Below are 23,855 nucleotides of genomic sequence, written 5' to 3'. Positions count from 1 at the left end.
GCGGCCGATGTATCCATACATCGCCGGCGCGCCGGTATCCGGCCGCTGGACGCTCACAAGATGAGTGGTTCGGGATGCAACTGACTGTCTCCTCTTTTGATTTTTGCCTGCCCGCTGTGGCGCGCTGCAGACTCGAGGGCGGACCGCGCAAGATTTCGGACATCCGCTGCTGCAAGCCACCCGGTCAACCCGGCCGGCCGATGCAGAAGCGCGATGTCCGTTAGCATGCAAGGACGCTTCGCTCATTCGGGAAAACGCGCATCTCTCTAGCAGCGCACGCTTTTTTTATCGAATTAGCGTTACCTCTTGATTTGGATTGTAGTTAAACTACAATTCAGTGTCAAAAAAAATTTTATCGGACTACGGTCGCCCCGTTTGGCCTCACCGGCGACCTCCTGGACATCGACGGAGACTCATGCAAACCGACTCAAGCTTCACCTTCGTTCTCTTCGGCGGAACCGGCGATCTGTCGATGCGCAAAATCCTGCCTGCACTGTATGAAGCACACCGTGCAGGCGGCATGCTGGCCGAAAGCGGCAGGATCGTGGCGGTCGCGCGTCACGCGGAAGACCGTGACGGTTACCTGCAGTGGGTCAACGAAAACGTCAAGTCGCACGTCTCGAAGAACGGCCTCGACGAAGCCGCATGGGCGAGCTTCCTCAAGCGCATCGACTACGTGAAGCTCGATCTCGGCAAGCCCGAAGACTTCGCGCTGCTGCGCGATGCCGTGAGCGGCCTGCCCGGCATCCGCGTGTTCTATCTCGCGACGGGCCCGTCGCTCTTCGTGCCGATCTGTCGTGCGCTCGCTTCGGTCGGCCTGAACGAAAACGCCCGCATCGTGCTCGAGAAGCCGCTTGGCTATGATCTGCGTTCGTCGAACGCGATCAACGATGCCGTCGGCGAGATCTTCGCGGAAGAACAGATCTACCGCATCGACCATTACCTCGGCAAGGAGCCGGTGCAGAACCTGCTGGCGCTGCGGTTCGGCAATGCGCTCTTCGAGCCGCTGTGGCGCCGCGAATGGGTCGAGAGCATCCAGATCACGATCGCGGAAGAGCTGGGCGTCGAGGCGCGCGGCGACTTCTACGACAACACCGGCGCGTTGCGCGACATGGTGCAGAACCATTTGCTGCAGCTGCTTTCCATCGTCGCGATGGAGCCGCCGCATTCGATGGATTCGGACTCGGTCCGCGACGAAAAGCTGCGCGTGCTGCGCGCGCTCAAACCGGTCGATGAACGCGATATCGGCAAGGTTGCCGTGCGCGGCCAGTATCATGCGGGCGGGATCCGCGGAACGCCGGTGCCGGGATACGCGACCGAACCCGGCGTGAAAGCGGACAGCACGACGGAAACGTTCGTTGCGCTCAAGGTGGAAATCGAGAACTGGCGCTGGGCCGGCGTGCCGTTTTTCCTGCGCACCGGCAAGCGGCTGGCGGACCGCGTCGCGGAAATCGTCGTGAACTTCAGGCCGGTGCCGCACTCGGCGCTGGGTTCGCCGGCGTTGCGTCCGGGCGCGAACCGTCTCGTGATCCGGCTGCAGCCGAACGAAACGATCCGTCTGTATTGCCTTGCGAAGCAGCCGGGCGAAGGCATGAACCTCGCCAGCGTCCACCTGGATCTCGCGTTCGACCAGTTCTTCCGCGAAGGCCAGATGGAGGCGTATCAACGTCTGCTGCTCGACGTGATCAACGGTCGCCTCGCGCTGTTCGTGCGTCGCGATGAACAGGAAGCCGCATGGCGCTGGGTTGAGCCTATCCTGAACGAGTGGAGCAGCTCGAACAGGCCGCCCAAGCCGTACGCGGCTGGCACGTGGGGACCGGCGGCGTCGAGCGCGATGCTCGCGCAGCATGGCACGTGCTGGCTGGAAGAAGAGAACTGACGTCGCATTAGCGCTCAGGGGTACGCGCAGGTACGCGTACCCCTGAGCGTTGCAACGCCGCATTTTGGGCAGTATCGGGCCGGCCGTCGTATCTGGTCTCCGCTTTGCGGCGCGGCACATCGCGTGTCGCGCACCGGCGGAAAAACGGCTGGCTTGCACCCCGCAAACCTACAAGAAAGCAGCATGGAGGAGAAGTGATCGAGCTTCACGCTTTCGACGACCAGCAAGCCCAATCCGGCGCGCTGGCGAAAGCGGTGGGCGACGCGTTACATGCGTCCCTCACCGCGCAGTCAAACGCGTCCCGACCTGGCGCGCGCAGGGCAACGCTTGCAGTATCCGGCGGCGCCAGTCCGCGTCCGTTTCTGCAGACATTGTCGACCTGCCCTTTCGACTGGGCGCACGTCGACGTGACGCTGGTCGACGACCGCTGGGTACCCGAAACCGACGCCGCCAGTAATTCGCGGCTCGCGCATGAGACCCTGCTGCGCAACGCCGCGGCGGCCGCCGCGTTCTGGCCGCTCGTCGACACCACGCAGACGCTCGACGCCCACGTCGCCGCGCTGAACGCCGACGCGCTGCGCCGCGTGCCGGACGTCGTGATCCTCGGCATGGGCGAAGACGGCCATACGGCCTCGATCTTCGCCGACGCGCCCGAGTGGGACCACGCGATCACGACGCACGAACGTTTCGTCGCCGTGCATCCGGGCAGCGCGCCGCATGCGCGCGTGAGCTGGTCGCTTTCCGCGCTGAAACAGGTCGGGCATCTGTATCTGCTGATCGCTGGACCGCGCAAGCTGGAGGTGCTGCAACAGGCCGCCGCTGCGCCACAAAAAAATGCCATCTCGAAGCTGGCAAACGACAAGGGAGTGAGACTCGATGTCTACTGGTGTGCAAACTAAGGCTGTCCCGGGCGCGGGCCAGCACGCCGACGGACCGAGGCTGCTCGCGGACATCGGCGGCACCAACGCGCGTTTCGCGCTTGAAACCGGTCCCGGTGAAATCACCCAGGTGCTCGTGTATCCGTGCGCGGAATACCCGGGCGTCGCCGAAGTCATCAAGAAGTATCTGAAGGACACGAAAATCGGCCGCGTGAATCATGCGGCGATTGCGATTGCGAACCCGGTCGACGGCGACCAGGTCAGCATGACCAACCACGACTGGACGTTTTCGATCGAAGCGACGCGCCGCACGCTCGGCTTCGATACGCTGCTGGTCGTCAACGACTTCACCGCGCTCGCGATGGCCCTGCCGGGCCTGACCGACGCGCAACGCGTGCAGGTCGGCGGCGGCGCGCGCCGTCCGAACAGCGTGATCGGGCTGCTCGGCCCGGGCACGGGCATGGGCGTGTCGGGCCTGATTCCCGCCGACGACCGCTGGATCGCGCTTGGCAGCGAAGGCGGCCACGCGACGTTCGCGCCCGCGGACGAACGCGAAGACATCGTGCTGCAATACGCGCGCAAGAAGTGGTCGCATGTGTCGTTCGAGCGCGTGGCCGCGGGCCCGGGCCTCGAAGTGATCTACCGCGCACTCGCGGGTCGCGACAAGAAACGCGTGGCGGCCAGTGTGGACGTGCCGGAAATCGTCCGGCGCGCGCTCGAGGAAAATGAGCCACTCGCGCTCGAATCCGTCGACTGCTTCTGCGGCATTCTCGGCACCTTCGCCGGCAATATCGCGGTGACGCTCGGCGCGCTCGGCGGCATCTATATCGGCGGCGGCGTCGTGCCGCGGCTTGGCGAATTCTTCGCGAAGTCGTCGTTCCGCAAGCGCTTCGAGGCGAAAGGCCGCTTCGAGGCGTACCTCGCGAACGTGCCGACGTATGTGATCACGGCGCAGTATCCGGCGTTCCTCGGCGTGTCGGCGATTCTCGCGGAACAGTTGTCGAACCGCGCGGGCGGCAGTTCGTCGGCGGTGTTCGAGCGGATCCGCCAGATGCGCGATGCGTTGACGCCGGCTGAGCGCCGCGTCGCGGATCTCGCGCTGAATCATCCTCGTTCGATCATCAACGATCCGATCGTCGACATCGCGCGCAAGGCCGACGTGAGCCAGCCGACGGTGATCCGCTTCTGCCGTTCGCTCGGCTGTCAGGGGCTGTCCGATTTCAAGCTGAAGCTCGCGACGGGCCTGACCGGCACGATTCCCGTGAGCCACAGCCAGGTGCATCTCGGCGACACCGCGACCGACTTCGGCGCGAAGGTGCTCGACAACACGGTGTCGGCGATCCTGCAGTTGCGCGAGCATCTGAACTTCGAACACGTCGAGCGGGCGATCGATCTGCTGAACGGCGCGCGGCGCATCGAGTTCTACGGCCTCGGCAATTCGAACATCGTCGCGCAGGACGCGCACTACAAGTTCTTCCGCTTCGGCATTCCGACCATCGCGTACGGCGACCTGTACATGCAGGCTGCTTCGGCCGCGCTGCTCGGCAAGGGCGACGTGATCGTGGCCGTGTCGAAGTCGGGACGTGCGCCCGAACTGCTGCGCGTGCTCGACGTTGCGATGCAGGCCGGCGCGCAGGTGATCGCGATCACGTCGAGCAACACGCCGCTGGCGAAGCGCGCGACCGTCGCGCTGGAAACCGATCACATCGAAATCCGCGAATCGCAGCTTTCGATGATCTCGCGCATCCTGCACCTCGTGATGATCGACATCCTGGCGGTGGGCGTGGCGATCCGTCGCGCGATGCCGAGCCCTGAGGTGAGCGAAGCCGTCACCCGCGTGCGCGAGCGCGCCGACGACGATTCGACTGCCGTGCTCGACTGGTTGAGCCACGGCGCGGCGTCTTCGGCAAGAGACTGAGTTTTATCCGTCGCGCTCTGATGTAAAGAAGCGCCGGTCTCGTCGGGCTAGCCGTTCCGCAAAGGTGTGGGAGAGCCGGGGCCGATTACCTGAATCCCTCGAAACTGAATGGTTTCGGGGGATTTTTTTTTGCGGGAGATATCGGTGGGGCACGGGGAGCCGCCTCATTTCCGGCCATGCGGGGTCGGCAACTCGTCTGTGTTTCCAGGTTTGAATGCTCGTTAAATCGAGCATTAAGTTGATAATGATCGATTTAACGAGCATGATCCCATGAGCGAAAATTTGACACGAGATGCTTGATGATCCAATATGCTCGATATATCGAGCATTAGGCTCGTAATGAGCGTTTTAACGAACATGAAGGTCACCCAGGCTTCCAGTCTCTCGCCGCCCCTCCTCGAACAGAGCAGGCACCTCGGGAAACTGCTCGCGCGCCTGCGCATCGCGCGCGGCGTCAAACAGATCGACGCGGCGTTGCGCGCCGGCCTGTCGCGCAACACCGCGTACCGCCTCGAACACGGGGATCCCGGTCTTGCCATCGGTCAGGTGCTGCGGTATCTGGACGCCATCGCACCCGGCACGTCACTCGAGATCCTGTATTCGGAAAAAGACCCAGCGCTGGCGGCACTGGCGGCGCGCGAGCGCAAATCCCGGGTTCGCGAGATGAGCGCCGCCGAGCGCGACGAACTCAATTTCTAGCTATTCGCGCCAACTTGCCCTGTTGAAAAGTAACGCGATGCCGACTCGTCACGCTGGCTACCCACATCAAACCGCGCTCACACCGGGCAACGGCCGGTCGTGCCAGCGCAGCACGAGCCAGCGGCCAAGCAGGCACAGCAGCCCGGCCACGCCGATCGTCGCACCCATGCCCGTGGGCGTTCCGTCCTGCCAGAGCCCGACCGCGAGACTCGCGAGCGCGCCGAGCGCGAGCTGCACGGCGCCGAACACAGCGGCGGCGGCGCCCGCGTTACGCGGATAGCGGTGCATCAGTTCGGTCGTGCAGTTGGCCGACAGCAGCCCGACCACGCCGACCACGAAAAACAGCCCGGCGACGATCGACCACAAGCCGCCCCACCCCGTCAGGCACACCAGCGCGACGAAAAACGACGCGCCGCAACTGATGGCCGCGGCCACCGAGATCATCGGCATCGGGCCGTGCCGGCCGACCATCCGCGTGTTCATGAAATTGCCGAACATGATGCCGATGATGTTCAGGCCGAACAGAAAGCCGTAGTGTTGCGCCGAGACGTGGAAGTATTCGATGTACACGAACGGCGTCGCGGTGATGTACGCGAACATCGAGGCGAACGCCATGCCGCCGCACAGCATGTGTCCCCACGCGACCGGATCGCGCAGCAGCTTGCCGTACGCCGCGAACGACTGCAGCACCGCCGAACCCGCGCGCTTCTCACGCGGCCATGTTTCCGGCACGCGCAGGAACGCCGTCACCGCGCAGACCGCGCCGAACATCGTCAGCGCGACGAACACGACGCGCCAGCCGCCCAGCAGCAGTAACTGTCCGCCGATCAGCGGCGCGAGCAGCGGCCCGATCGACGTGACGATGGCGAGCATCGACAGCACGCGGGCGGCTTCGGTGGGTTCGTGCGCATCCCGGGCGATCGCGCGCGCCAGCACGGATGCCGCACCCGCGCCGAGCGCCTGGACGAAACGGAACATCATCAGCGAGCCGATCGAGAACGACAGCGCGCAGACGGCGCTCGCGAGCGCGTACATCACGATGCCGCCGAGCAGCACCGGCCGGCGTCCGAACGAATCCGACAGCGGGCCGTACAGCAGCATGCCGATCGAAAAGCCGAACATGAAGCTCGTCAGGGTCGACTGCGCGGCGCCCGCGCTGACGGCAAACGCCTGCGCGATCGACGGCAGGCTCGGCAGGTACATGTCGATGGAAATGGGCCCGCATGCGGCAAGCGCACCGAGCAACAGAATCAGCCGGCGATCGGGCCGGCTTCTGGCCGCGAGAGACATGGAAATCCAGATGAGGCGCCCGCCATCGCAATCAGCGAGCGGCCGGAACGACGGGGTTGGGGTCTGCGCATTGTACGCGACGCTTAAAAGCACCGTTCGCGCTCCGTCCCTTCCGGCGGCCCGCCGGATCACGGTTTTCAGCCGGCGCCGGGGAACGGTTACCGTGCTTTTCCTGCCGGCCAGGGCGTCGGCGTTTGCGTCAACGTATCCCGCGCGTTCGTCGAAGCGCAAGGCTCACGCTGCCTGACGCTGACGGGAGCGCGTGCCACGCCCGGCCTGAACGACGCGACTCCGGTACAATTTCGTCACCATCCAGCCGCCGCGACGCCAGCATCGACGGGCATACCGCCGCTCTTCCGTGCGCGAATCGCGCGTACACACGCTCAGGCAGATCACTTTCAGCAGGTCCAACGTTCATGTCCAGCACCTCCAGCACTTCCAGCACACCTCGCAGCCAGGCACTCTTCGAACGCGCCCAGCGCACCATCCCGGGTGGCGTCAATTCACCCGTGCGCGCGTTCCGTTCAGTCGGCGGCACGCCGCGTTTCATCGAGCGCGCACAAGGCGCGTATTTCTGGGACGCCGACGGCCAGCGCTACATCGACTACATCGGCTCGTGGGGGCCGATGATCCTGGGTCACGTGCATCCGGAAGTGCTCGAAGCCGTGCAACGCGTGCTGGCAAAGGGTTTCTCGTTTGGCGCGCCGACCGAATCCGAAGTCGAAATCGCCGAGGAAATCTGCAAGCTGGTGCCCTCGATCGAACAGGTCCGCATGGTGTCGAGCGGCACCGAAGCGACGATGAGCGCGTTGCGTCTCGCGCGCGGCTTCACGAACCGCAGCCGCATCGTCAAGTTCGAAGGCTGCTATCACGGCCACGCGGACAGCCTGCTCGTGAAGGCGGGTTCCGGTCTGCTGACGTTCGGCAACCCGACTTCGGCGGGCGTGCCGGCCGATATCGCGAAGCACACCACCGTGCTCGAATACAACAACGTCGCGGAACTCGAGGAGGCGTTCAAGGCGTTCGGCAGCGAAATCGCCTCGGTGATCGTCGAGCCGGTTGCGGGCAACATGAACCTCGTGCGCGCGACACCTGAATTCCTCGCCGCGTTGCGCCGCCTGTGTACCGAATACGGCACCGTGCTGATTTTCGACGAAGTGATGTGCGGGTTCCGCGTCGCACTCGGCGGCGCGCAGGAGGTGTATGGCATCACGCCGGACCTCACGTGTCTTGGCAAAGTGATCGGCGGCGGCATGCCGGCGGCCGCGTTCGGCGGACGCCGCGACATCATGGCTCACCTCGCACCGCTCGGTGGCGTGTACCAGGCGGGCACGCTCTCGGGTAACCCGATCGCCGTCGCCGCCGGGTTGAAGACGCTGCAGCTCATCCAGGCGCCCGGTTTCTACGAGACGCTTTCCGCGCAGACGTCGCGCCTCGCGAAGGGTCTCGCCGAAGCAGCCCGCGAAGCCGGCGTGCCGTTCGCGGCCGATTCGCTCGGCGGCATGTTTGGTCTTTACTTCACTGATTCGATTCCCGCGAGCTTCGCGCAGGTCACGAAGAGCGACGTGCCGCGCTTTAACGCGTTCTTCCACAAGATGCTCGACGCGGGCGTGTACTTCGCGCCGTCGGCGTATGAAGCGGGCTTCGTGTCGATTGCGCACGACAACGCCATCATCGACGAAACGATTGCCGCCGCGCGCCGCGCGTTTGCCGCGCTCGCGGCCTGAACCCCTCTACCCGGGCCGTCGCCGATGTTCTCGCAAACCGATTTTGTCCATATGGAACGCGCACTCGCGCTTGCTAGGCGTGGGATGTACACAACCGACCCGAATCCGCGTGTCGGCTGCGTGCTGGTCAAGAACGACGAGGTGATCGGCGAAGGCTACACGCAGCCCGCCGGTCAGGACCACGCCGAGATCCGCGCGTTAAAGGATGCGCGCTCACGCGGCCATGACCTGCGCGGCGCCACCGCCTATGTGACGCTGGAGCCGTGCAGTCACTTCGGCCGCACGCCGCCGTGTGCGAATGCGCTGATCGATGCGCAGGTCGAGCGCGTGATCGCCGCGATGGAAGACCCGAATCCGCAGGTGTCGGGCCGCGGTCTTTCCATGCTGCGCGACGCCGGTATCGAAGTGCGTTGCGGACTGCTCGAACACGAAGCGCGCGAGCTGAACATCGGTTTCGTGTCGCGCATGACGCGCGGCCGGCCGTGGGTTCGCATGAAAGTCGCGGCTTCGCTCGATGGACGCACGGGCCTGCCATCCGGCGAAAGCCAGTGGATCACCGGCGAGGCCGCGCGCGCCGACGGTCACGCGTGGCGCGCGCGTGCTTCGGCGATTCTCACGGGCATCGGCACGGTGAAGGAAGACAATCCGCGCATGACCGTGCGCGCCGTCGACACGCCGCGCCAGCCGCGGCGCGTGCTGATCGACAGCCAGCTCGACGTGCCGCCGGAAGCGCAGATTCTGGCCGGTGCACCGACGTTGATCTTCTGCGGCAATCTCGACGAGCGTCACGCGGAGCGCGCCGAGGCGCTGCGCGCGCGCGGCGCCGAGATCGTGCAGATGGCCAACGCGAGCGGCAAGGTCGACCTGCCCGCGATGCTGAAGGCGCTGGGCGAACGCGGCGTGAACGAACTGCACGTCGAGGCGGGCTACAAGCTGAACGGCTCGCTGCTGCGCGAAGGCTGCGTCGACGAGCTGCTGGTCTATCTCGCGCCAAGCCTGCTCGGCATGGATTCGATGAGCATGTTCAACCTCGTCGCGCCCAGCTCGCTCGCCGGACGCACGCAGCTTCGATTTCATGGCGTCGATCGCATCGGCGACGACCTGCGGATTCTCGCGCGCTTCGCGCCGCCCGAGGCGTCCGCCACCCCCGAAGCCACCGACGCTTCGCATTGAACACACGCAAAGGAACCAGCACGATGTTTACCGGAATCGTCGCGGCCGTGGGCCGCATTGAATCAGTGAAGCCGCTCGGCAACGATGGCGATGCGGGCGTGCGTCTCCAGATCGAAGCCGGCGCGCTCGATCTCGACGACGTCCAGCTCGGTGACAGCATCACCGTTCAGGGCGCATGCATGACGGTGGTCGTGAAGACCGCGCATTCGTTCGAAGTCGACGTGTCGCGCGAAAGCCTGAATTGCACCGCGGGTCTGGGTGAACCGGGCGAAGTGAATCTCGAGAAAGCGTTGCGCGCGCATGACCGCCTCGGTGGTCATATCGTTTCGGGACACGTCGATGGCCTCGGTACGGTGACGCATTTCGCGCCGGTTGGCGAGTCGCATGAACTGCGCGTACGCGCGCCTCGCGACATCGGCCGCTATCTGGCATTCAAGGGATCGGTAACCGTGAACGGCGTGAGCCTGACGGTGAACTCGGTCAAGGATAGCGACGACGGCTGCGAATTTTCGATCAACCTGATCCCGCACACCGTCGAAGTGACGACGCTCAAGAACCTGCGCACGGGTTCGAAGGTCAATCTGGAAATCGATCTGATCGCGCGGTATGTGGAGCGGATGCTCAGCGCGCCTCAGGCGACCATAAGCCGTTGAAATAACTACGTTTTTTCGAAAATCAGCGTCTAGGGTCGTCCTGCCAGATCCAGCTAAATCTACGGTATTGTGACGGTATACCGTCGTTTTCCGCGTCAAGTATACCGTCACGCCTCCGGAAAAACGCCCCCCGTGGCCCCCAAACCGGTTGTCTGCCGCGCCGGCATTGGGATCGGTGGCGACGCCCAGAGATCGGGCAGCGCGGAGCATTCGCAGATTTTAGTGGTTTCCTACGTATACCGCTCGCCATTGAAAAGCTGCAAGTCGAACGCCACATCAGCCATCCGTCACACCGCAGGCCGCAGCATAACCATATGGATTACCGCGTCAGTTACGAGCACAGTCTGAAAAACGATCCTGACGCATTCATCGTTCAGGTTCCTTCGTAATTCGTAGACGGCATTCCCACCAACATCCTACGCGCGCTCTTGCCAGAGTACATTACTGAACTGATCCTGAGCCGGTCGCCAACCATCGGCAAGATCCGGAACCTTCGGATTCTCTGAACGCCACGTACCTCCAGCGGGCAAGTAGAACGCTCGCAACTACCAAATACGCATCGGACCTAAGCCGGCAAGAAGCGGACACTAGCCCAGGCGGCAATGCCAGCAACTATCTAATTGAGCTGTCGATAGCGCAGGGCAGTCAATTCTTCTTACTTTCGCCAGCGCTTGATGACCTCCGCGAAGACAATATCGCGCCATTGTTCTTTCCACTCCTTATGAACCTCAACGCTTTGCGAATGTGGTTCAGGGACCGGTAGCGGCATCTTTATCACGGCCGGCAGCAGCACGGCGTCACCGACCACCACGCACTCGCCCGGAGCCAGGTTCGGCAGGATATCCGTGATCGCGTTGGTGTTGTCGGGAAAGAGGCGCCGCACGTAAGTCTGATCCGCGTCGTTCGTCAGGCGCAGCGAGATGAAGTTGTTGCACTGGGCGAATATCGTCTCCGACACTTCCGAGGGCCGCTGGCTCACGACCATCAGGCTCAGGCCATATTTCCGCCCCTCCTTTGCGATCCGCTCGATGGACTTTCGAGACGCACGATAGGCTACGTGGTCGTCCCGTGGAACGTAGTTGTGCGCCTCCTCGCAAACGAGCATGACCGGGATGTCGTTGAGCTTGCCTTGGGCGTGCTGAAGCTTGGAATAGTGGAAGCAGAAGTCGAAGATGAGGCGAGAGATCAGGCTGACGGTGATGCTGAGAACCTCGAAAGGAACGCCACTCAAATCAACAATGGTAACGTTCGCCTTGTCGAGGTAACCGATGAACTGCTTCATCAGCGTCTCAAAGTCCGCAGTAACATGAGCCTGCCCGTCAGCCTTCTTCGCGTTCAAAAGGAACCGGAGGCGTTTGTCGGCCAGTTTCGCCTCCAACCGTGAAACGAACCTGTTGAACTCTCCGTTGAATGGCCCACTGGTCGCTTTGGTCGCAGCCGCGGTGGAGTTGGCAACGAAATCGTGGATCTTGTCGAAATAGATCTTCCGGTCGGACACTAAACTTCCGTCGACCAGCTTAGGCTTGTCTTCCCCGGCCAGCCGCCCGATAACCTCGCGATTAAGGTTTTCAATGAAGTAGTAGACCTCCTTAATCGAGAAATAAACCGGAGTATCGTACGTAACCTCCTGAACGCCCGGATTGTGCTTTTCCTTGTTCAAAACAACAGCGTGCTTGAACTGGCTAACCTGATTATGAGAGTTTGCCTCGTTGCTCTCGATGAACATGCTCTCCAGCTCTTCCGAATTCATCAACCAGTATGGAAGTTGCAGAGAGTCAATGTCGAGTCGACTCAGAGTGAAAGACTCTTCTTCTTTAAGGGTGAACGCAGCGGTGTATTCGTCGTGAATGTCGAATATCACCACATGCGAGTTATTTTGCTTACCCTTGTTTCTATTTTTGTGCTGGGCGATACCAACGACACCCTGCAGCACGCTCGCGACCGTGCATGACTTACCGGACCCGGTCGAGCCGACAATCGCAATATGCTTGCTGAAGAACCTGTTGCCATTGATCATCAGATCGATGGTTTTGTTCATTGAAAGTTTGCCAAGCGGAAAATCGTGATCGCTATCGGCTGAGAACATCTTGTCCAGAGTCTCTCTTTCTGCAATGAATGCATGCTCAGTTGGCACCGGCAAAAGGAGACTACCACGATCGAACGTCTTGTCTTCAACCAAGGTGCCAATCGCTTGGCACTCAATCTGAAAGCTCCAAATGGGCTTTCCATCGGAGCCAATGGTGTTTGTGCCCTTAATGTTCAGAATGGTGGCAATTGTGAAATCAAGATTGCCTTGCGCAATCCTCAAGAAGCGGCCAACTTGCAACGCCTCTTTGTTTCTCTCGAACACTTCAAGGTTATCCACTGCAACGATGATGGCTCCCGGCGCGCACGAGAGTACAGCTCCAATCTTAATAGGCATTGCTCATCCCCATCATGTACTTGATTTCGTCAAACCTTTCAGCGCCAAGGATCTCAAGGTTTACGTCCTTGACATCTACACCCGTGATGTCTCCATCACCAATAACAAAAAAATCATCCGCCTTCGTTTTGAATACGAGATTCTTGTAATCACCCCAGCGAATTAACCTCAGAGCAAATTCCTTTTTGTCCTTCTGGACCATCGGTTCGCGGAAGAAATAAACTTCAGAGAATGTCTTTACCGGCCGCCCGTGATTTGGCACCACATCCTTCCCAATTAATCGCTCCGCAATTCCATCAAAAACATCTTGCGCAACATCCAGTGCAAAAAGCGGCGTTTGCGTATGCGTTATCTTGAAATGGTATTTATCTATGAACGATTTAATGAAGAGGACGATCTGATCATCAAACTGCCCCAAAAACGCAGGAAATATGACCAGGTGACGCAAACGAACGTTCATACTCAAGTTCTCTTTAAGCTGCTTGCGTCGCGTTTCCAAGACCTTCTGTCGCGTCTTCAGTGCAAGTGTCCATTGCGATACTGCTGTGGATCTGATCCGTCGCAACCACTCCAAAAAATCCTTCTTGGTAATCTTTCTGAGTTTTACATCATGCTTGATACTCAAATCGGCAATGATTTGAATGGCATTCGGATAAAATAGCGCTTCCACCTCCCCCTTGTTGAAGCCATGAGCCTCAAGCTGCCTAGCATTTTGCTCCATTAGTTCATCGTATTTCGGCGTAACAGAAATGGAAAATACCTTCAGGAAACCATCAACATCAACACCAGCAACTTCGGCGATCAAGTCTTTCAAATCCTTGTTTTTCGATTTGAGCGCACCATTGAGTTCCGTCGCCGATATGCCAATCGCCGGAATATTGGGGAAGTGTGCAAATAAATGATAATGTATCTTCGCGCCAGGATTGGACTTGAAGTGCTTCATCATCTGAAGCAACGGGTGATATAGAATGCTTGGCGTGTAGTTTTCTTGCGTCTCGTGGTATTTGCACTGAATCGCTTTGGTCCCGGCAAAGCTTGCCACCTCGATGTCTTCGACAATGCCCTCGATAGTAATCACGGCGTCATCCGTCGCCTTCAGCAGCTCAGAGAGTGTCTGATTAAACTGGTACAGGAAACCCTGGATTGTGTAGTCTGCCGAGCGGCCCATCTCGTTACTTTTTTCAGGTTGTAGGCGGAGACGCTACCAGCAATTACGGTTGATGTCACCCCCGTGCTGAACAGCGTGTTGGCTATAAGTCCTGTTGGAGCAAAGAAAGCGAGCATGGTGATCGGCCGGGCGTCTATGCCGCCGCCCGCAGGGTGACTAACGTTCCGCCGCAATCGAGAAACCCGGGTGACCGGATCGACCTCGGTCCCTCGCCGCGTCCCGAAGCGCGCCGATTACGTCACGGGCCCCATCCGTCGACTGAACTTCTCGCTGATCAGGAGAACGTCGCCAAGGATTAGGCATCACGATCGAAGGTTCCGCCTCAACTCCCCAACAATCCTCCAGTCGAGCGCCCAACCGTCCTCGGGTTCCTCGGATAGAACACGCCCCGCCCATTTCGGATACAACAATTCAATCAAACGCGCCCAAAATCTCACGTTGAACCGCCCCGGGGATCTTGCCAGGACGCCCCCAGCCAGCTGCGCGGCAGCGGCGCTGAACAATTCGTCCATCCGCGCAACGCGCAGACACGCTATCTGCCGCGATGTACTCCCACACGTCATCCCGATCCTGTTCGGCTTCCGGGGTCCAGACAACCCTCATGCTTTGCTTGCGACGCTTGCGCGCCGTTTCGCAAACCTGGCCTCGACCTCTTCACTCGAGCGACCCCGCCCGGCCCGCAGCGAAGCGCGGGCGGCGTCTACCTTACTGTTCAGGAACTCGTCGTATTTGCGAACTGCGCGTTGACGTTGCACAAACTCACGCATCAATTCGCGCAACACCTGCGAGGCCGGCCGGTGCATTGCTTCAGCTTCCGCCATGAACTCCTCCCGCAACTCAGCTTCGAGCTTCATCGTAAAAACGGCTTCTTTCGACATGGGCTGTCCTCCCCCGGTTACGTCGCATACTTACCAAGTATGTACATTTTCATTACCTGGGCACGACTTCAACCCGGCGCAGAGTCTCTTCTATTGGCTTTGTGTGACTTTAAAAATCCGGGGGCGCATGACCGGCCGCCTTTTAGATCTGCCGTCCGATGCACGATATCGCGCGATGTGGAGGCAGATTCTGTCGACGTCGCAGGATATCAATTGATCAGCAATACAGATTAGCTGGAAATCAACGTGCAATCAGCTTCGCGGCAAATGCACAAAATCCAGTGATCTGAACGGATTGTCGCGATCCGCACATCCGGAGTCACGCCCCCGGCAGCGGGTCAGTCATGCATTGGCGGCCATTGCCGGGAGGTATGGACACGTGGCAGGCATCCACGCAGCGCCCCTCATGTGTTCATACTGCTTTCCAGCCAGCCCTGATGAGCAGAAACAGTTCATCGAACTGGGTGACCAGCTCAAAAGACAAAAGGAACGCCAGCATATAGGCGAACCCTGGATAACCGTTCATCCATCGCAGGATCGGTCCTGCAAAACGTGTTCTGACAAAATCCCGCGTCGCGATACACGTGATGGCGATGCCGATGGCCGCTCCCGCGAGAACGTCAGTCGGATAATGCAAGCCTAGATACACCCGCGGCAGGCAGATGAAGAGCGCGGTGTACAACAACGCGAGCACGCCGACGCGTCGGGAGACGAGAAAGATGCCCGTCGCAACCGACATCCATAGCATCGCATGGTCGCTCGGAAAGGAACTCCATGTGCGCACAACGGCATCATGCAGGCCGACGGAGGGGAAATTCAGGTGCAATTCCGGGTTGTAGAGCGGCCGCTGCCGGTACGGCAGGCACCAGGCGAGAAGCCTGCCGCTCGCAAGTGATAGAAGACCACTTGCGATCGTCGCGATGATCATTTCACGCGTCCATTCACCGCGCGGATCCGGTTTGAACCACATCCACCACAGCACCGGTATAAGGACGAGGCCCTTGAATATGATCTGCCCTGCTATCACCCTTATCGCGTGATTCACTGCCGCCGAGTGGAACGCGTTGTGCGTCAGGAAGACCTGGACTGCTGTATCGAAACTGTTCATTGTGGTGCCGATCTTTTGGTTCTCAACAGCAGCGACCCCCGGTCAGTGCAATTGATCGGAACCGTCTTAAAGACTGCCGCGCTGTATCCGGCTCGAGCGACACGGTCGTCAACGAAGCCGGTGCGGCAATGAGGCTATCGTCGCCAGCCGTGCCCGTAACCGCCGAAACCGATACCGACATCGACGGACGGCGCTGCGTAGTACGCAGGCCCATAACCATACCCATACCCATAGGCCGGCGCAGGCGCGTAGCCGTACGGCGGAGCGACAATGCAGCCTGACAGGCCAGCCGCAAGCGCAACGACACAACAAAGTCTGATCATGATTTTTCTCCGTGCGTGAATTGTAGATGGCGGCCGTATTCTGATTCGCAACGAAGTGTGTCCGAACGTAACCGGTCCGGCACGGGGATTGCGTAGGGCCGGGGAGCAGTTGAACCGCACGCAGATTCTTCGCTGATCGATGTCCCGGCGACACCTTCGTCCGGCGCATCGTATGTGCCGGAGAAAGCCAGGGCCACCAGCCATGGATTACCTCATCGCAACCTTCCCCTCGTCACCCAATCCTTAACGAAACCTTAAGGATTGCGCACTATCACACGGATTTTTCTGGTTTATAGCGTGAAACGTCGGTGCGTTATGGAACCGAAAGCATCGGTTCATCCGGGCGACTCAATTCCACCGCACATTCTCTCCCTGATTACCGGATATTTCACGGCAACCTGAAAAAGGATGGGACATGAAGACGATCAGAAAATGGAAGCGTACACAAAGTGCCATCGGCGCAGGCGTAGTCCTGCTTGCCGGACTGTATTCGGTGGGCGCAGCGGCGGCCGATGAACACGATCACGATCATGAGCATGAGTCGGTAAAACATGTGCTGCTGATCAGCTTCGATGGCTTGCACGAGCAGGACGTCGCGCGCTGCATCGGTTCGAATGCATGTCCGAATCTCGCGTTACTGGCCAGGTCGGGTACGACCTATACCAACGCACATACGCCTGGTCTTTCGGATTCGTTCCCGGGCCTCGCGGCGCTCGTCACCGGTGGCTCGCCGAAATCCGCGGGCCTGTTCTACGACGTATCGTATGACCGCACGCTCTACGCCCCGTCCGACAGCCATTGCACCGGCAAGCAAGGCTGGAACGTCGTATTCGACGAAACCACTGGCATCGACGGCGAGAACGGCGGCGCACTGACGCATCTCGACGGCGGCGGTGCGTTCAATCCGCAGGCCATCCCGCATGCGCTGGTCAATGGCGTCTGTACGCCCGTCTATCCGCACAACTATGTGAAGACCAACACGATCTTCGAAGTGATCAAACACAACGTGAAAGGCGCCCGCACCGCCTGGGCAGACAAACACGCGTGGGGCTACGACTGGCTCAATGGACCGTCCGGCACGGGAGTCGACGATCTTTCACGCACTGAAATCAATTCGATTGATCCGGCTACCGGCACAAACTACACCGACCTCTACACGCACACGGAACAGTTCGACAATTTCCATGTGCAGTCGCTGATCAATGAGATCGACGGCAAGGATTCGACAGGCCGGACCAGCGCCGACGTGCCCACGGTGTTCGGGGCCAACTTCCAGACATTGAGCGTCGCGCAGAAAGCAACGGTCGCGACTGGCGGCGGCTATCTGGATGCGAGCTTCACGCCGGGTCCGCAGGTCACGAACGCGATTACGTATCTGGACAACGCCCTCGGTCGCGTCGTGTCCGAACTCAAGCAACGCAACCTTTATTCGTCGACGGCGATCATCGTCACGGCGAAACATGGGCAGTCCCCGAGCGATCATTCGAAGCTGGTGAAGAACGGCGACACGCTCTCGAAACTGCTTGAAGCAAGCAACTATCTGGATCCGAACGGCAACTTCGGGCAGAACAATACGAAGAGCGGCAACCTCAATGACGGAACGGGGCTCGTCGATACAGGTTTCGTGCAGACCGACGACGTCGGCCTGATCTGGTTGCGCGATCAAAGCCAGTTGTCCGCGGTCGTGAAGACCCTGAGAGACAACCTGAGCTGCAACGCACCCGGCATTTGCGCGGACGGCCCGCAGGCATACATCCTGTACGGCCCGCAGTTGACGGGCCGGTTCGGCGATCCGGCACGCGGCCGCACGCCTGACATCGTCGTCCAGCCGAACCCGGGGGTCATCTATACCTCGAGCAAGGCCAAGGACGAAGAGCACGGCGGCAATGCGCCCGACGACAGCCATCTCGGTCTCGTGGTCTACGTCCCCCACGCCCACCACGCTGGACGGACCAACGACGAGCGTGTGCTGACCACGCAGGTTGCGCCGACGATCCTGCATCTGCTCGATCTGAATCCTGAACTGCTGCACTCGGTCGCTCTTGAAGAAACGCGTGTACTGCCGGAGTTCGATCACGGGCGCTTTTAGGCGAATGGCCGCGCCCTGCCGCTAGTGGAGCACGGCACCTGAGCGACGCGATTTCCTGGGACATGCAACGGTCCCAGGGAATCGCGTCGCCGCTCTTGTGTACCCGTGAGTCCGCGCCGGCTCTCCGTGCGGGGCAGGCCGATATCGCGACGCCCGGCATTGCGCTCAAGAGCGCGCACAAACGTCCTTCGCTCATCGCCAGCCTGCCGGGAGCAGGCCACGCTTTGCAATGGCATGGCTGATGGAAAGATCAATAGCTCCGGGCCACCCTGAACTGAGGGCGCAGCAGCAGATAGAAAGCGGAAACATGCGTGATCATCAGCACAGGCACGTAGATGACCGGGATCGCGTACGTAGCGCCCAGCAGCTCTCCCACACGCGCAGGAACATCGGACTGGATGGCGTGGTAGTAGTCGAGGATGAGGTCGGTCACCCCCACCAGATTGAAGGCTACGACGAACAACCAGAAGAGTGGGCGTAACCGTGCCGTGAGGAGCGCGAGCATCGCCAGAACGCCCGTTGCGAAGTCACCGTATGCGGCGAACACCGCGAAGCTGGCAGGCAGATCGGGACCGACGACACCCGGCAGGATAAAGACCAGCCCGAAGAAACGGAAGCTGTGCAACGTGGCGATGGCGCGTTGCGCTTCGAATGGGTCCATCGACTTGAGCCTGGGCCAGACGTATACGCGAAAGCAAAGCAGCCAGGCGACATAGCCCAGAACGAGATGCAGCTGGAAGATAAATTCCGGTGACATGTTGCCTCCTGTCAGGTGTTGTCTGGCGTATTCAGGGACTGGAAGAAGATCAGCCGGCGCTGCGCCGGATCAGCTGGCGCAGCGACAGCGCGTGCAGCAGGATCGAGGCCGGCACCACGAAAGCAGGCGTCAGCACATCCGGATAGGCGCCAGCGCCGATCGCCGGCACGCCGGGAACGATCAACTGGAAACGGCCGGGCGAAGTGATCATCCCCAGGGTAATCGCGACGGCGAAATCGGCAAGGCCGAAGATGTTCCACGCGATCGCCGCCCTGCGCCCTTGAGCCGTACCGCTCGCCACGGCAATTGCCGCCGGCACGGCGAAGAGGCCGGTCAACACGTCGCCCATTCCCGCCGGCAACGCGAACACGCCCGGCAGCATCCCGTGCAGCCAGGCGGCGAGAGCCCAGCCGCCGAATACCCGGTAAAGCTGAAGAGCGACAAGCCAGGTCGCCGGCATCGCATCGAGCACCTGCCCCACCCGCTTCGATAACAGCAACAGCGGCGCGCCGGTCATGACCGGCAGGAAGATCGCCAGCGGCAACAACGGCAACGGCGAGGCGCCCGTGCGGAAGACGCCATTGATCGCCGCGCTCCAGGCGACGGCGAACCAGAGCGTGTCTGGAATCATGACCGCGAGCCAGGTCGTGCGGCGTTGGCCCGGCGTCAGGTCCGTGCGTTCGAGGCCGAGCCACAAACCGGTCGCGACAAGCCCATGGGCCATCAGCTGATGGGCTGTGGTCGGAACGCCGCTCGTCGGGATAACCGGCTTCCAGTAGATCAACACAATCCACAGCACCGTCAACGGAATCGGCCAGAGCAGGCTGCGCCAGGCAGGACGCGGCGGGACGATATCAGCGGGAACAGCGGCGGCGGTCATCAGCAGTTCTCCATATGAATCCGGGTCTTCGTGAATGCGGCCCCGAACACCACGCGGTGAGCGTGTCGAGCGGGCATCGACGTGACGCCTCATCGACAGGCACAGGTGTACCATGGCCTCTCGCGAGCGACTATTCATCACAATGTTGACGGGCTATGAAGCAGAACTTCACAGTCAGGCAGGGCGCGCTCGACGGCGTCGAGGTGTTCCTGAGCGTTGCCCAGCATCGCAGCTTCCGCCGGGCAGCCGCGGAACTCGGAGTGACGCCGTCGGCCGTCAGCCAGGTGGTGCGTGTACTTGAAGCGCGCATTGGTGCGGCGCTCTTCATACGCACCACGCGCAGCGTCGGCCTGACCGAAGCTGGCGAACGGTTTCTTTCGCGCGCAAAGCCCGCCTTCGAGGAGCTTGTCGCCGCCAGTGAGGTTGCGCGCGGACTCGGCCAGCGGCCCGCCGGATTGTTGCGTCTTTCAGTGCCGCGCGCGGTGGTGCCGATCCTGCTGGAACCCCTGATTGCATCCTTCTGCCAGGCGTATCCCGAGGTCGAAGTGGAGATCGCCGCAAGCAAGGAGCTGATCGATCTTGCAGCGGAAGGGTTCGATGCCGGTATCCGGCTGGGTCAGTTCGTCGACGCCGACATGGTCGCGGTCCCGTTGACGCCACCGTTCCGTCTCGTCGTTGTCGGCAGCCCTGGCTACTTCGCGGGGCGCGACCGGCCGGAGCACACGGACGATCTGCGCCAGCACGCATGCCTGCGGTGGCGGCGATCCAGCGGCGCGCTCGCGCCATGGTCATTCAACGACAACGGCCACGCGATCGAGATTTCCGTATCCGGCCCCCTCATCGCCAACGATTATTCCACCATGCTTGGCGCGGCAGTCGAAGGCGTGGGCCTTGCCCAGCTACCTGAGCCGATGGTCGCCGATGGGTTGAGCGCCGGAAAACTGGTGCATGTGCTGGAGCCGTTCGCACCGATGATATCGGGCGTGTTTCTCTACTACCCAGGCCGCCGGCAGATCATGCCGAAGCTGCGTGCCTTCATCGACCATGTGAAGAGCGGTTCGGCAGGCCAGGGCAAAATCCCGGGCACAAGATGACCCTTGGCGTGGCGTGCCGGGTTGCGGAAGAGCGGGCGATGTTTTTCTTTATATCGCCGTCATTCCGGCGAGGGCCCCTTCGGCTTCGATCATCCGCTGGTGGAATCGGCCGGAACGCCAGCGTCGCTCCCCTCCGCGGGAGCGCGCCGGGGACGACGAACGGCTCTCACCTTTCCGCTGTTCGCTCCTCCGCAGAAGAACTGGTCGCCGCCATCGGACTCGAGCCCCGACACGAACACGCCAGCGGGCATATCGAGCGTTTCCAGAACCTCTCCGGTTCGAGGATCGATTCGCCTCAGGTCGCTCGTGTCGTCTTCCCAGGTGCCGTGCCACAGCTCTCCGTCAACCCACGTGACGCCGGTAACAAAGCGCCCGGATTCGATCGTGCGAAGAATCGCCCCTGTCTCTGGATCGATCTGATGGATCTTGCGGTCCCGGTATTGCCCGACCCAGAGCGACCCTTCCGCCCAGGTGAGCCCGGAATCATTGCCGCCGCCAGGCGCTGGAATCGTGGACAGCACGCGGCCGGTCAGCGGATCGATCTTCTGGATGCGGCCTGCGGCAATCTGGAACAGATGCTGGCCGTCGTACGCCGTTCCGGCTTCCGCGGCGACGTCGATCGAGCGCAGCGTCTTTCCGTTCGCGGGGTCGAGCGCGATCAGCGCGCGGCCGGCGGCAAACCAGACCTGCTGGCCGTCGTACGTCACGCCAGCCACGCTGTCGACGCCCGGAAATGGTCCATATTCATTGATGATGCTAGCGGTAGATCGGTTCATGCGGCCATCCTAGTCGTTCGGTAGCGGAACGGGGAGTAACAACGTCGTCGCGAATCCTGGCACGGGCGGCGTCATCCAGCGACGCGCCCGGCCGCGTCCAGACGACTGCACCTTGCCGGCCGCCGAAAGCGCATCGAGCGCCCGCTGCACCGTGCGCTGGCTCGCGCCCAGCACCAGCGCGAGCGCCGAGCTCGACCACGATTCGCCGTCGGCGAGAAAAGCGAGAACCGTCGCGTGCGCCTCCTCGACGGGCCGCGCCAGCACGACGACCTCCGGCGCGCGGCGCGGCGTCAGCGCAAACCCGCGCTTCGTCGCGCTCACGTCGGCCACTTCCCGCAGCGCGGTGCGAAGCCGCCCGACTTCGACCCGCAACCGCGCGCGATGCGATTCGTCAGCGGACTTCGCGCGGAAGGCCCGCGCGACGAGCGTATCCCTCGGCACGTCTTCCGGCCACGCCTCGGCCAGCACGCGGGCAAGCGTGAACAGCACCGGACGCGTCGCGAGCGAGACCTTCGTGCCCGCGTCACACACGACGTAACGGCACGCATCCACGACGAGCGTCCGCGATTCAAGCAACGCTTCGACCTCCTCGAGCATGAGGGGTCTCTCCTCGCCGCGCGCGATGAGGCGCGCGGCGGGCGTGTCCAGCACGCGCGAGGCGCTTTCGACTTCCGCCATCAGCGCGGGAATACCCGCGAGGCGCGCGGCGCGATCCGCCCGCGTGAGCGCGGCGCGCGCCGGTTTCGTACGCAGGCGCCGCAGCGCGATGCCCGCGACGACCAGTTCGTGCGCGGCTCTCGATGCAGGCGGAAAGGGTTCAGGGTCCAGCGCGGCGAGCGTGCGCTCGGCGTCGTCGAGGCGCCCTATCAGAAGAAGACGCCGGACTTCGAGGTACCGGGCGTGCGCGGCATTCACGCGATCGCCGTGCGCTTCGAGCGTCGCCCGCGCAGCATCGAGCGTCTTCGCGGGCCAGCCGAGATCGCGCGAGGCCAGCGCGATTTCCGCCTCGGCGACGATACATCTCGCGCGCGCCACGGCCTCTCTCGGACCGAACGCGCGCGCGGCAAGCCGCACGAGCGCTTTCGCGCGCACGAGGTCGCCGAGCTGCGCCATCGCGATGCCGCGAAGCGCGAGCGCGTGCGCGTCGTCGCGCAGCGCGACACGGTTGAGCGCGCCGAGCGGGTCCCCCGCTGCCAGTGCGCGCGCCGCGGCTGCGATCAACGAATCCATGGTCTGGACGAATCCCGCCACACTTGTCACTCCCACCGTTCGAGGTCCGGAAACTAATCTATCACGACCCACAACCCGTACGTCGTATCGAAACCGGACGACACCGGAAACCTGACGGAGGAAAGCATGACAACGGAACACACCACTGCAACACGGGAAGCATGGCTGGCAGCACGGCTCGACCTGCTCAAGGCAGAGAAGGAATACACCCGGCGCGGCGACGCGCTGGCGCAGCAGCGGCAGGAGCTGCCGTGGGTGCGGGTCGACAAAACCTACCGGTTCGAAACCGATGAAGGCAGCGCGACGCTCGTGGATCTCTTCAAGGGGCGCTCGCAGCTTCTCGTCTACCACTTCATGTTCGGGCCCGACTACAAGGCGGGATGCCCGTCCTGCTCGTCGATCGCGGACAGCTTCGAAGGCGTCGTCGTCCACCTGGCGAATCACGACGTCACGCTGATGGCGGTGTCGCGCGCGCCGCTCGCGAAGCTGCGCGCGTACAAGGATCGCATGGGGTGGACGTTTCCGTGGGCGTCCGCACCCGGCGGCGACTTCAACTTCGACTTCAATGTCTCGTTCACCGAGGAGCAGCAGCGCGAAGGAACCGTCGAATACAACTACCAGCGCGGCGGCCACGCGATGGACGCGACGCCGGTGCCGCAACCCGTCGCCGAATTCGCGGCGACATGCGGCACCGACGCGCCAACGTACGCGCGCGAACGGCCTGGCATCAGCGCGTTCGTGCTCGAGGATGGTGTCGTGTATCACACCTATTCCACCTATGCGCGCGGCGTGGATGGCGTCTGGGGCATGTACCAGTGGCTCGACCGCGCGCCCAAAGGGCGCAACGAGACGGGCGTGTGGTGGCGTCGTCACGACGAGTACGCGAAAAGCGCCGCTCAAAGCCGTGGCTGAT

Annotated in this window: 20 protein-coding genes and 1 pseudogene; 11 read left to right on the top strand and 10 right to left on the bottom strand. The window is 61.9% G+C overall.

From position 1 onward, the window contains the following. Positions 1–415 precede the first annotated feature (415 nt). The 4 genes from zwf to BLV45_RS02860 all read left to right on the top strand — a co-directional run bounded on the left by zwf (position 416) and on the right by BLV45_RS02860 (position 5,374). Positions 416–1,879 (top strand): glucose-6-phosphate dehydrogenase, encoded by a 1,464-nt coding sequence (zwf, locus tag BLV45_RS02875; RefSeq protein ID WP_090528689.1) that lies wholly within the window; start codon positions 416–418, stop codon positions 1,877–1,879. Positions 1,880–2,073: 194 nt separating this feature from the next. Continuing rightward, positions 2,074–2,778: a 6-phosphogluconolactonase gene (gene pgl, locus BLV45_RS02870; RefSeq protein WP_090528686.1), complete on the top strand. Its 705-nt coding sequence runs from the start codon at positions 2,074–2,076 to the stop codon at positions 2,776–2,778. Then, the gene (locus BLV45_RS02865) at positions 2,756–4,675 is read left to right on the top strand and encodes a bifunctional transcriptional regulator/glucokinase (RefSeq protein WP_090528683.1); all 1,920 of its coding nucleotides are present in this window, start codon (positions 2,756–2,758) and stop codon (positions 4,673–4,675) included. Before pgl ends, BLV45_RS02865 begins: the two co-directional genes overlap by 23 nt. A gap of 339 nt (positions 4,676–5,014) precedes the next feature. Continuing rightward, positions 5,015–5,374: a helix-turn-helix domain-containing protein gene (locus tag BLV45_RS02860; protein ID WP_245753103.1), complete on the top strand. Its 360-nt coding sequence runs from the start codon at positions 5,015–5,017 to the stop codon at positions 5,372–5,374. Between the two features lie 66 nt (positions 5,375–5,440). On the opposite strand, the gene BLV45_RS02855 is transcribed toward BLV45_RS02860, so the two are convergent. Next, positions 5,441–6,664, bottom strand: a complete 1,224-nt coding sequence (locus BLV45_RS02855) for a Bcr/CflA family multidrug efflux MFS transporter (RefSeq protein ID WP_090528677.1) — start codon at positions 6,662–6,664, stop codon at positions 5,441–5,443. Positions 6,665–7,080: 416 nt separating this feature from the next. Between BLV45_RS02855 and hemL the strand changes: the two genes are divergently transcribed. The 4 genes and pseudogenes from hemL (at position 7,081) to BLV45_RS27770 (ending at position 10,723) form a co-directional block, all read left to right on the top strand. Then, positions 7,081–8,391, top strand: coding sequence for a glutamate-1-semialdehyde 2,1-aminomutase (gene hemL, locus BLV45_RS02850; RefSeq protein ID WP_090528674.1), 1,311 nt, complete (start codon positions 7,081–7,083; stop codon positions 8,389–8,391). Positions 8,392–8,415: 24 nt separating this feature from the next. Further along, a complete protein-coding gene (gene ribD / locus BLV45_RS02845) occupies positions 8,416–9,564 on the top strand; it encodes a bifunctional diaminohydroxyphosphoribosylaminopyrimidine deaminase/5-amino-6-(5-phosphoribosylamino)uracil reductase RibD (protein WP_090528672.1) in 1,149 nt (382 codons plus the stop codon). 23 nt (positions 9,565–9,587) lie between these two features. Continuing rightward, complete coding sequence (locus BLV45_RS02840) at positions 9,588–10,217, top strand: riboflavin synthase (RefSeq protein WP_090528669.1); 630 nt, start codon at positions 9,588–9,590, stop codon at positions 10,215–10,217. Positions 10,218–10,531: 314 nt separating this feature from the next. Further along, positions 10,532–10,723: pseudogene (locus BLV45_RS27770) on the top strand (hypothetical protein). A 149-nt stretch (positions 10,724–10,872) separates the two neighbouring features. Here BLV45_RS27770 and BLV45_RS02830 read toward each other — a convergent pair. The 5 genes from BLV45_RS02830 to BLV45_RS27765 all read right to left on the bottom strand — a co-directional run bounded on the left by BLV45_RS02830 (position 10,873) and on the right by BLV45_RS27765 (position 16,116). After that, positions 10,873–12,639 (bottom strand): ATP-binding protein, encoded by a 1,767-nt coding sequence (locus BLV45_RS02830; RefSeq protein ID WP_090528666.1) that lies wholly within the window; start codon positions 12,637–12,639, stop codon positions 10,873–10,875. Next, positions 12,629–13,807 (bottom strand): hypothetical protein, encoded by a 1,179-nt coding sequence (locus tag BLV45_RS02825; RefSeq protein ID WP_090528663.1) that lies wholly within the window; start codon positions 13,805–13,807, stop codon positions 12,629–12,631. The genes BLV45_RS02830 and BLV45_RS02825 overlap by 11 nt, the downstream gene beginning before the upstream one ends. 599 nt (positions 13,808–14,406) lie before the next feature. Next, the gene (locus tag BLV45_RS02815) at positions 14,407–14,685 is read right to left on the bottom strand and encodes an antitoxin of toxin-antitoxin stability system (RefSeq protein WP_090528660.1); all 279 of its coding nucleotides are present in this window, start codon (positions 14,683–14,685) and stop codon (positions 14,407–14,409) included. Between the two features lie 412 nt (positions 14,686–15,097). Continuing rightward, on the bottom strand, positions 15,098–15,793 hold the full coding sequence (locus tag BLV45_RS02810; protein ID WP_090528657.1) for a phosphatase PAP2 family protein: 696 nt from the start codon (positions 15,791–15,793) through the stop codon (positions 15,098–15,100). Positions 15,794–15,927: 134 nt separating this feature from the next. Further along, positions 15,928–16,116 (bottom strand): hypothetical protein, encoded by a 189-nt coding sequence (locus BLV45_RS27765; RefSeq protein WP_090528655.1) that lies wholly within the window; start codon positions 16,114–16,116, stop codon positions 15,928–15,930. 415 nt (positions 16,117–16,531) lie between these two features. Here BLV45_RS27765 and BLV45_RS02800 point away from each other — a divergent pair, with 415 nt between their 5' ends. Beyond that, a complete protein-coding gene (locus BLV45_RS02800) occupies positions 16,532–18,205 on the top strand; it encodes an alkaline phosphatase family protein (RefSeq protein ID WP_090528653.1) in 1,674 nt (557 codons plus the stop codon). A 250-nt stretch (positions 18,206–18,455) separates the two neighbouring features. Here the strand turns inward: BLV45_RS02800 and BLV45_RS02795 are convergent, their stop codons facing one another. Beyond that, a complete protein-coding gene (locus tag BLV45_RS02795) occupies positions 18,456–18,962 on the bottom strand; it encodes a hypothetical protein (protein ID WP_090528650.1) in 507 nt (168 codons plus the stop codon). A 49-nt stretch (positions 18,963–19,011) separates the two neighbouring features. Next, entirely contained in the window at positions 19,012–19,842 is an 831-nt protein-coding gene (locus tag BLV45_RS02790; protein WP_090528647.1) for an MFS transporter, read from the bottom strand. A 155-nt stretch (positions 19,843–19,997) separates the two neighbouring features. On the opposite strand from BLV45_RS02790, the gene BLV45_RS02785 reads away from it, so the two are divergent. Then, positions 19,998–20,936 (top strand): LysR family transcriptional regulator, encoded by a 939-nt coding sequence (locus tag BLV45_RS02785; RefSeq protein WP_090528644.1) that lies wholly within the window; start codon positions 19,998–20,000, stop codon positions 20,934–20,936. A gap of 89 nt (positions 20,937–21,025) precedes the next feature. On the opposite strand, the gene BLV45_RS02780 is transcribed toward BLV45_RS02785, so the two are convergent. Together BLV45_RS02780 and BLV45_RS02775 are read right to left on the bottom strand one after the other, a co-directional pair. Beyond that, positions 21,026–21,712, bottom strand: a complete 687-nt coding sequence (locus tag BLV45_RS02780; RefSeq protein ID WP_090528641.1) for a Vgb family protein — start codon at positions 21,710–21,712, stop codon at positions 21,026–21,028. Positions 21,713–21,721: 9 nt separating this feature from the next. Continuing rightward, positions 21,722–22,942 (bottom strand): helix-turn-helix domain-containing protein, encoded by a 1,221-nt coding sequence (locus BLV45_RS02775; RefSeq protein ID WP_090528637.1) that lies wholly within the window; start codon positions 22,940–22,942, stop codon positions 21,722–21,724. Between the two features lie 126 nt (positions 22,943–23,068). On the opposite strand from BLV45_RS02775, the gene BLV45_RS02770 reads away from it, so the two are divergent. Further along, positions 23,069–23,854: a DUF899 domain-containing protein gene (locus tag BLV45_RS02770; protein WP_090528634.1), complete on the top strand. Its 786-nt coding sequence runs from the start codon at positions 23,069–23,071 to the stop codon at positions 23,852–23,854. Position 23,855: the final 1 nt, after the last annotated feature.

The sequence above is a fragment of the Paraburkholderia sartisoli genome (genome assembly GCF_900107685.1).
Classification (GTDB): domain Bacteria; phylum Pseudomonadota; class Gammaproteobacteria; order Burkholderiales; family Burkholderiaceae; genus Paraburkholderia; species Paraburkholderia sartisoli.
The sequence above is the reverse complement of the archived record's forward strand: the minus strand, read 5'-3'. Positions and strand labels throughout refer to the sequence as shown.

Excerpts from the sequence above, each read along its gene's own strand:
- zwf (WP_090528689.1), top strand. The coding sequence starts at position 416 with ATGCAAACCGACTCAAGCTTCACCTTCGTTCTCTTCGGCGGAACCGGC.
- BLV45_RS02865 (WP_090528683.1), top strand. The coding sequence starts at position 2,756 with ATGTCTACTGGTGTGCAAACTAAGGCTGTCCCGGGCGCGGGCCAGCAC.
- BLV45_RS02860 (WP_245753103.1), top strand. The coding sequence starts at position 5,015 with ATGAGCGTTTTAACGAACATGAAGGTCACCCAGGCTTCCAGTCTCTCG.
- BLV45_RS02855 (WP_090528677.1), bottom strand. The coding sequence starts at position 6,664 with ATGTCTCTCGCGGCCAGAAGCCGGCCCGATCGCCGGCTGATTCTGTTG.
- hemL (WP_090528674.1), top strand. The coding sequence starts at position 7,081 with ATGTCCAGCACCTCCAGCACTTCCAGCACACCTCGCAGCCAGGCACTC.
- ribD (WP_090528672.1), top strand. The coding sequence starts at position 8,416 with ATGTTCTCGCAAACCGATTTTGTCCATATGGAACGCGCACTCGCGCTT.
- BLV45_RS02840 (WP_090528669.1), top strand. The coding sequence starts at position 9,588 with ATGTTTACCGGAATCGTCGCGGCCGTGGGCCGCATTGAATCAGTGAAG.
- BLV45_RS02830 (WP_090528666.1), bottom strand. The coding sequence starts at position 12,639 with ATGCCTATTAAGATTGGAGCTGTACTCTCGTGCGCGCCGGGAGCCATC.
- BLV45_RS02825 (WP_090528663.1), bottom strand. The coding sequence starts at position 13,807 with ATGGGCCGCTCGGCAGACTACACAATCCAGGGTTTCCTGTACCAGTTT.
- BLV45_RS02815 (WP_090528660.1), bottom strand. The coding sequence starts at position 14,685 with ATGTCGAAAGAAGCCGTTTTTACGATGAAGCTCGAAGCTGAGTTGCGG.
- BLV45_RS02810 (WP_090528657.1), bottom strand. The coding sequence starts at position 15,793 with ATGAACAGTTTCGATACAGCAGTCCAGGTCTTCCTGACGCACAACGCG.
- BLV45_RS27765 (WP_090528655.1), bottom strand. The coding sequence starts at position 16,116 with ATGATCAGACTTTGTTGTGTCGTTGCGCTTGCGGCTGGCCTGTCAGGC.
- BLV45_RS02800 (WP_090528653.1), top strand. The coding sequence starts at position 16,532 with ATGAAGACGATCAGAAAATGGAAGCGTACACAAAGTGCCATCGGCGCA.
- BLV45_RS02795 (WP_090528650.1), bottom strand. The coding sequence starts at position 18,962 with ATGTCACCGGAATTTATCTTCCAGCTGCATCTCGTTCTGGGCTATGTC.
- BLV45_RS02790 (WP_090528647.1), bottom strand. The coding sequence starts at position 19,842 with ATGACCGCCGCCGCTGTTCCCGCTGATATCGTCCCGCCGCGTCCTGCC.
- BLV45_RS02785 (WP_090528644.1), top strand. The coding sequence starts at position 19,998 with ATGAAGCAGAACTTCACAGTCAGGCAGGGCGCGCTCGACGGCGTCGAG.
- BLV45_RS02780 (WP_090528641.1), bottom strand. The coding sequence starts at position 21,712 with ATGAACCGATCTACCGCTAGCATCATCAATGAATATGGACCATTTCCG.
- BLV45_RS02775 (WP_090528637.1), bottom strand. The coding sequence starts at position 22,942 with ATGGATTCGTTGATCGCAGCCGCGGCGCGCGCACTGGCAGCGGGGGAC.
- BLV45_RS02770 (WP_090528634.1), top strand. The coding sequence starts at position 23,069 with ATGACAACGGAACACACCACTGCAACACGGGAAGCATGGCTGGCAGCA.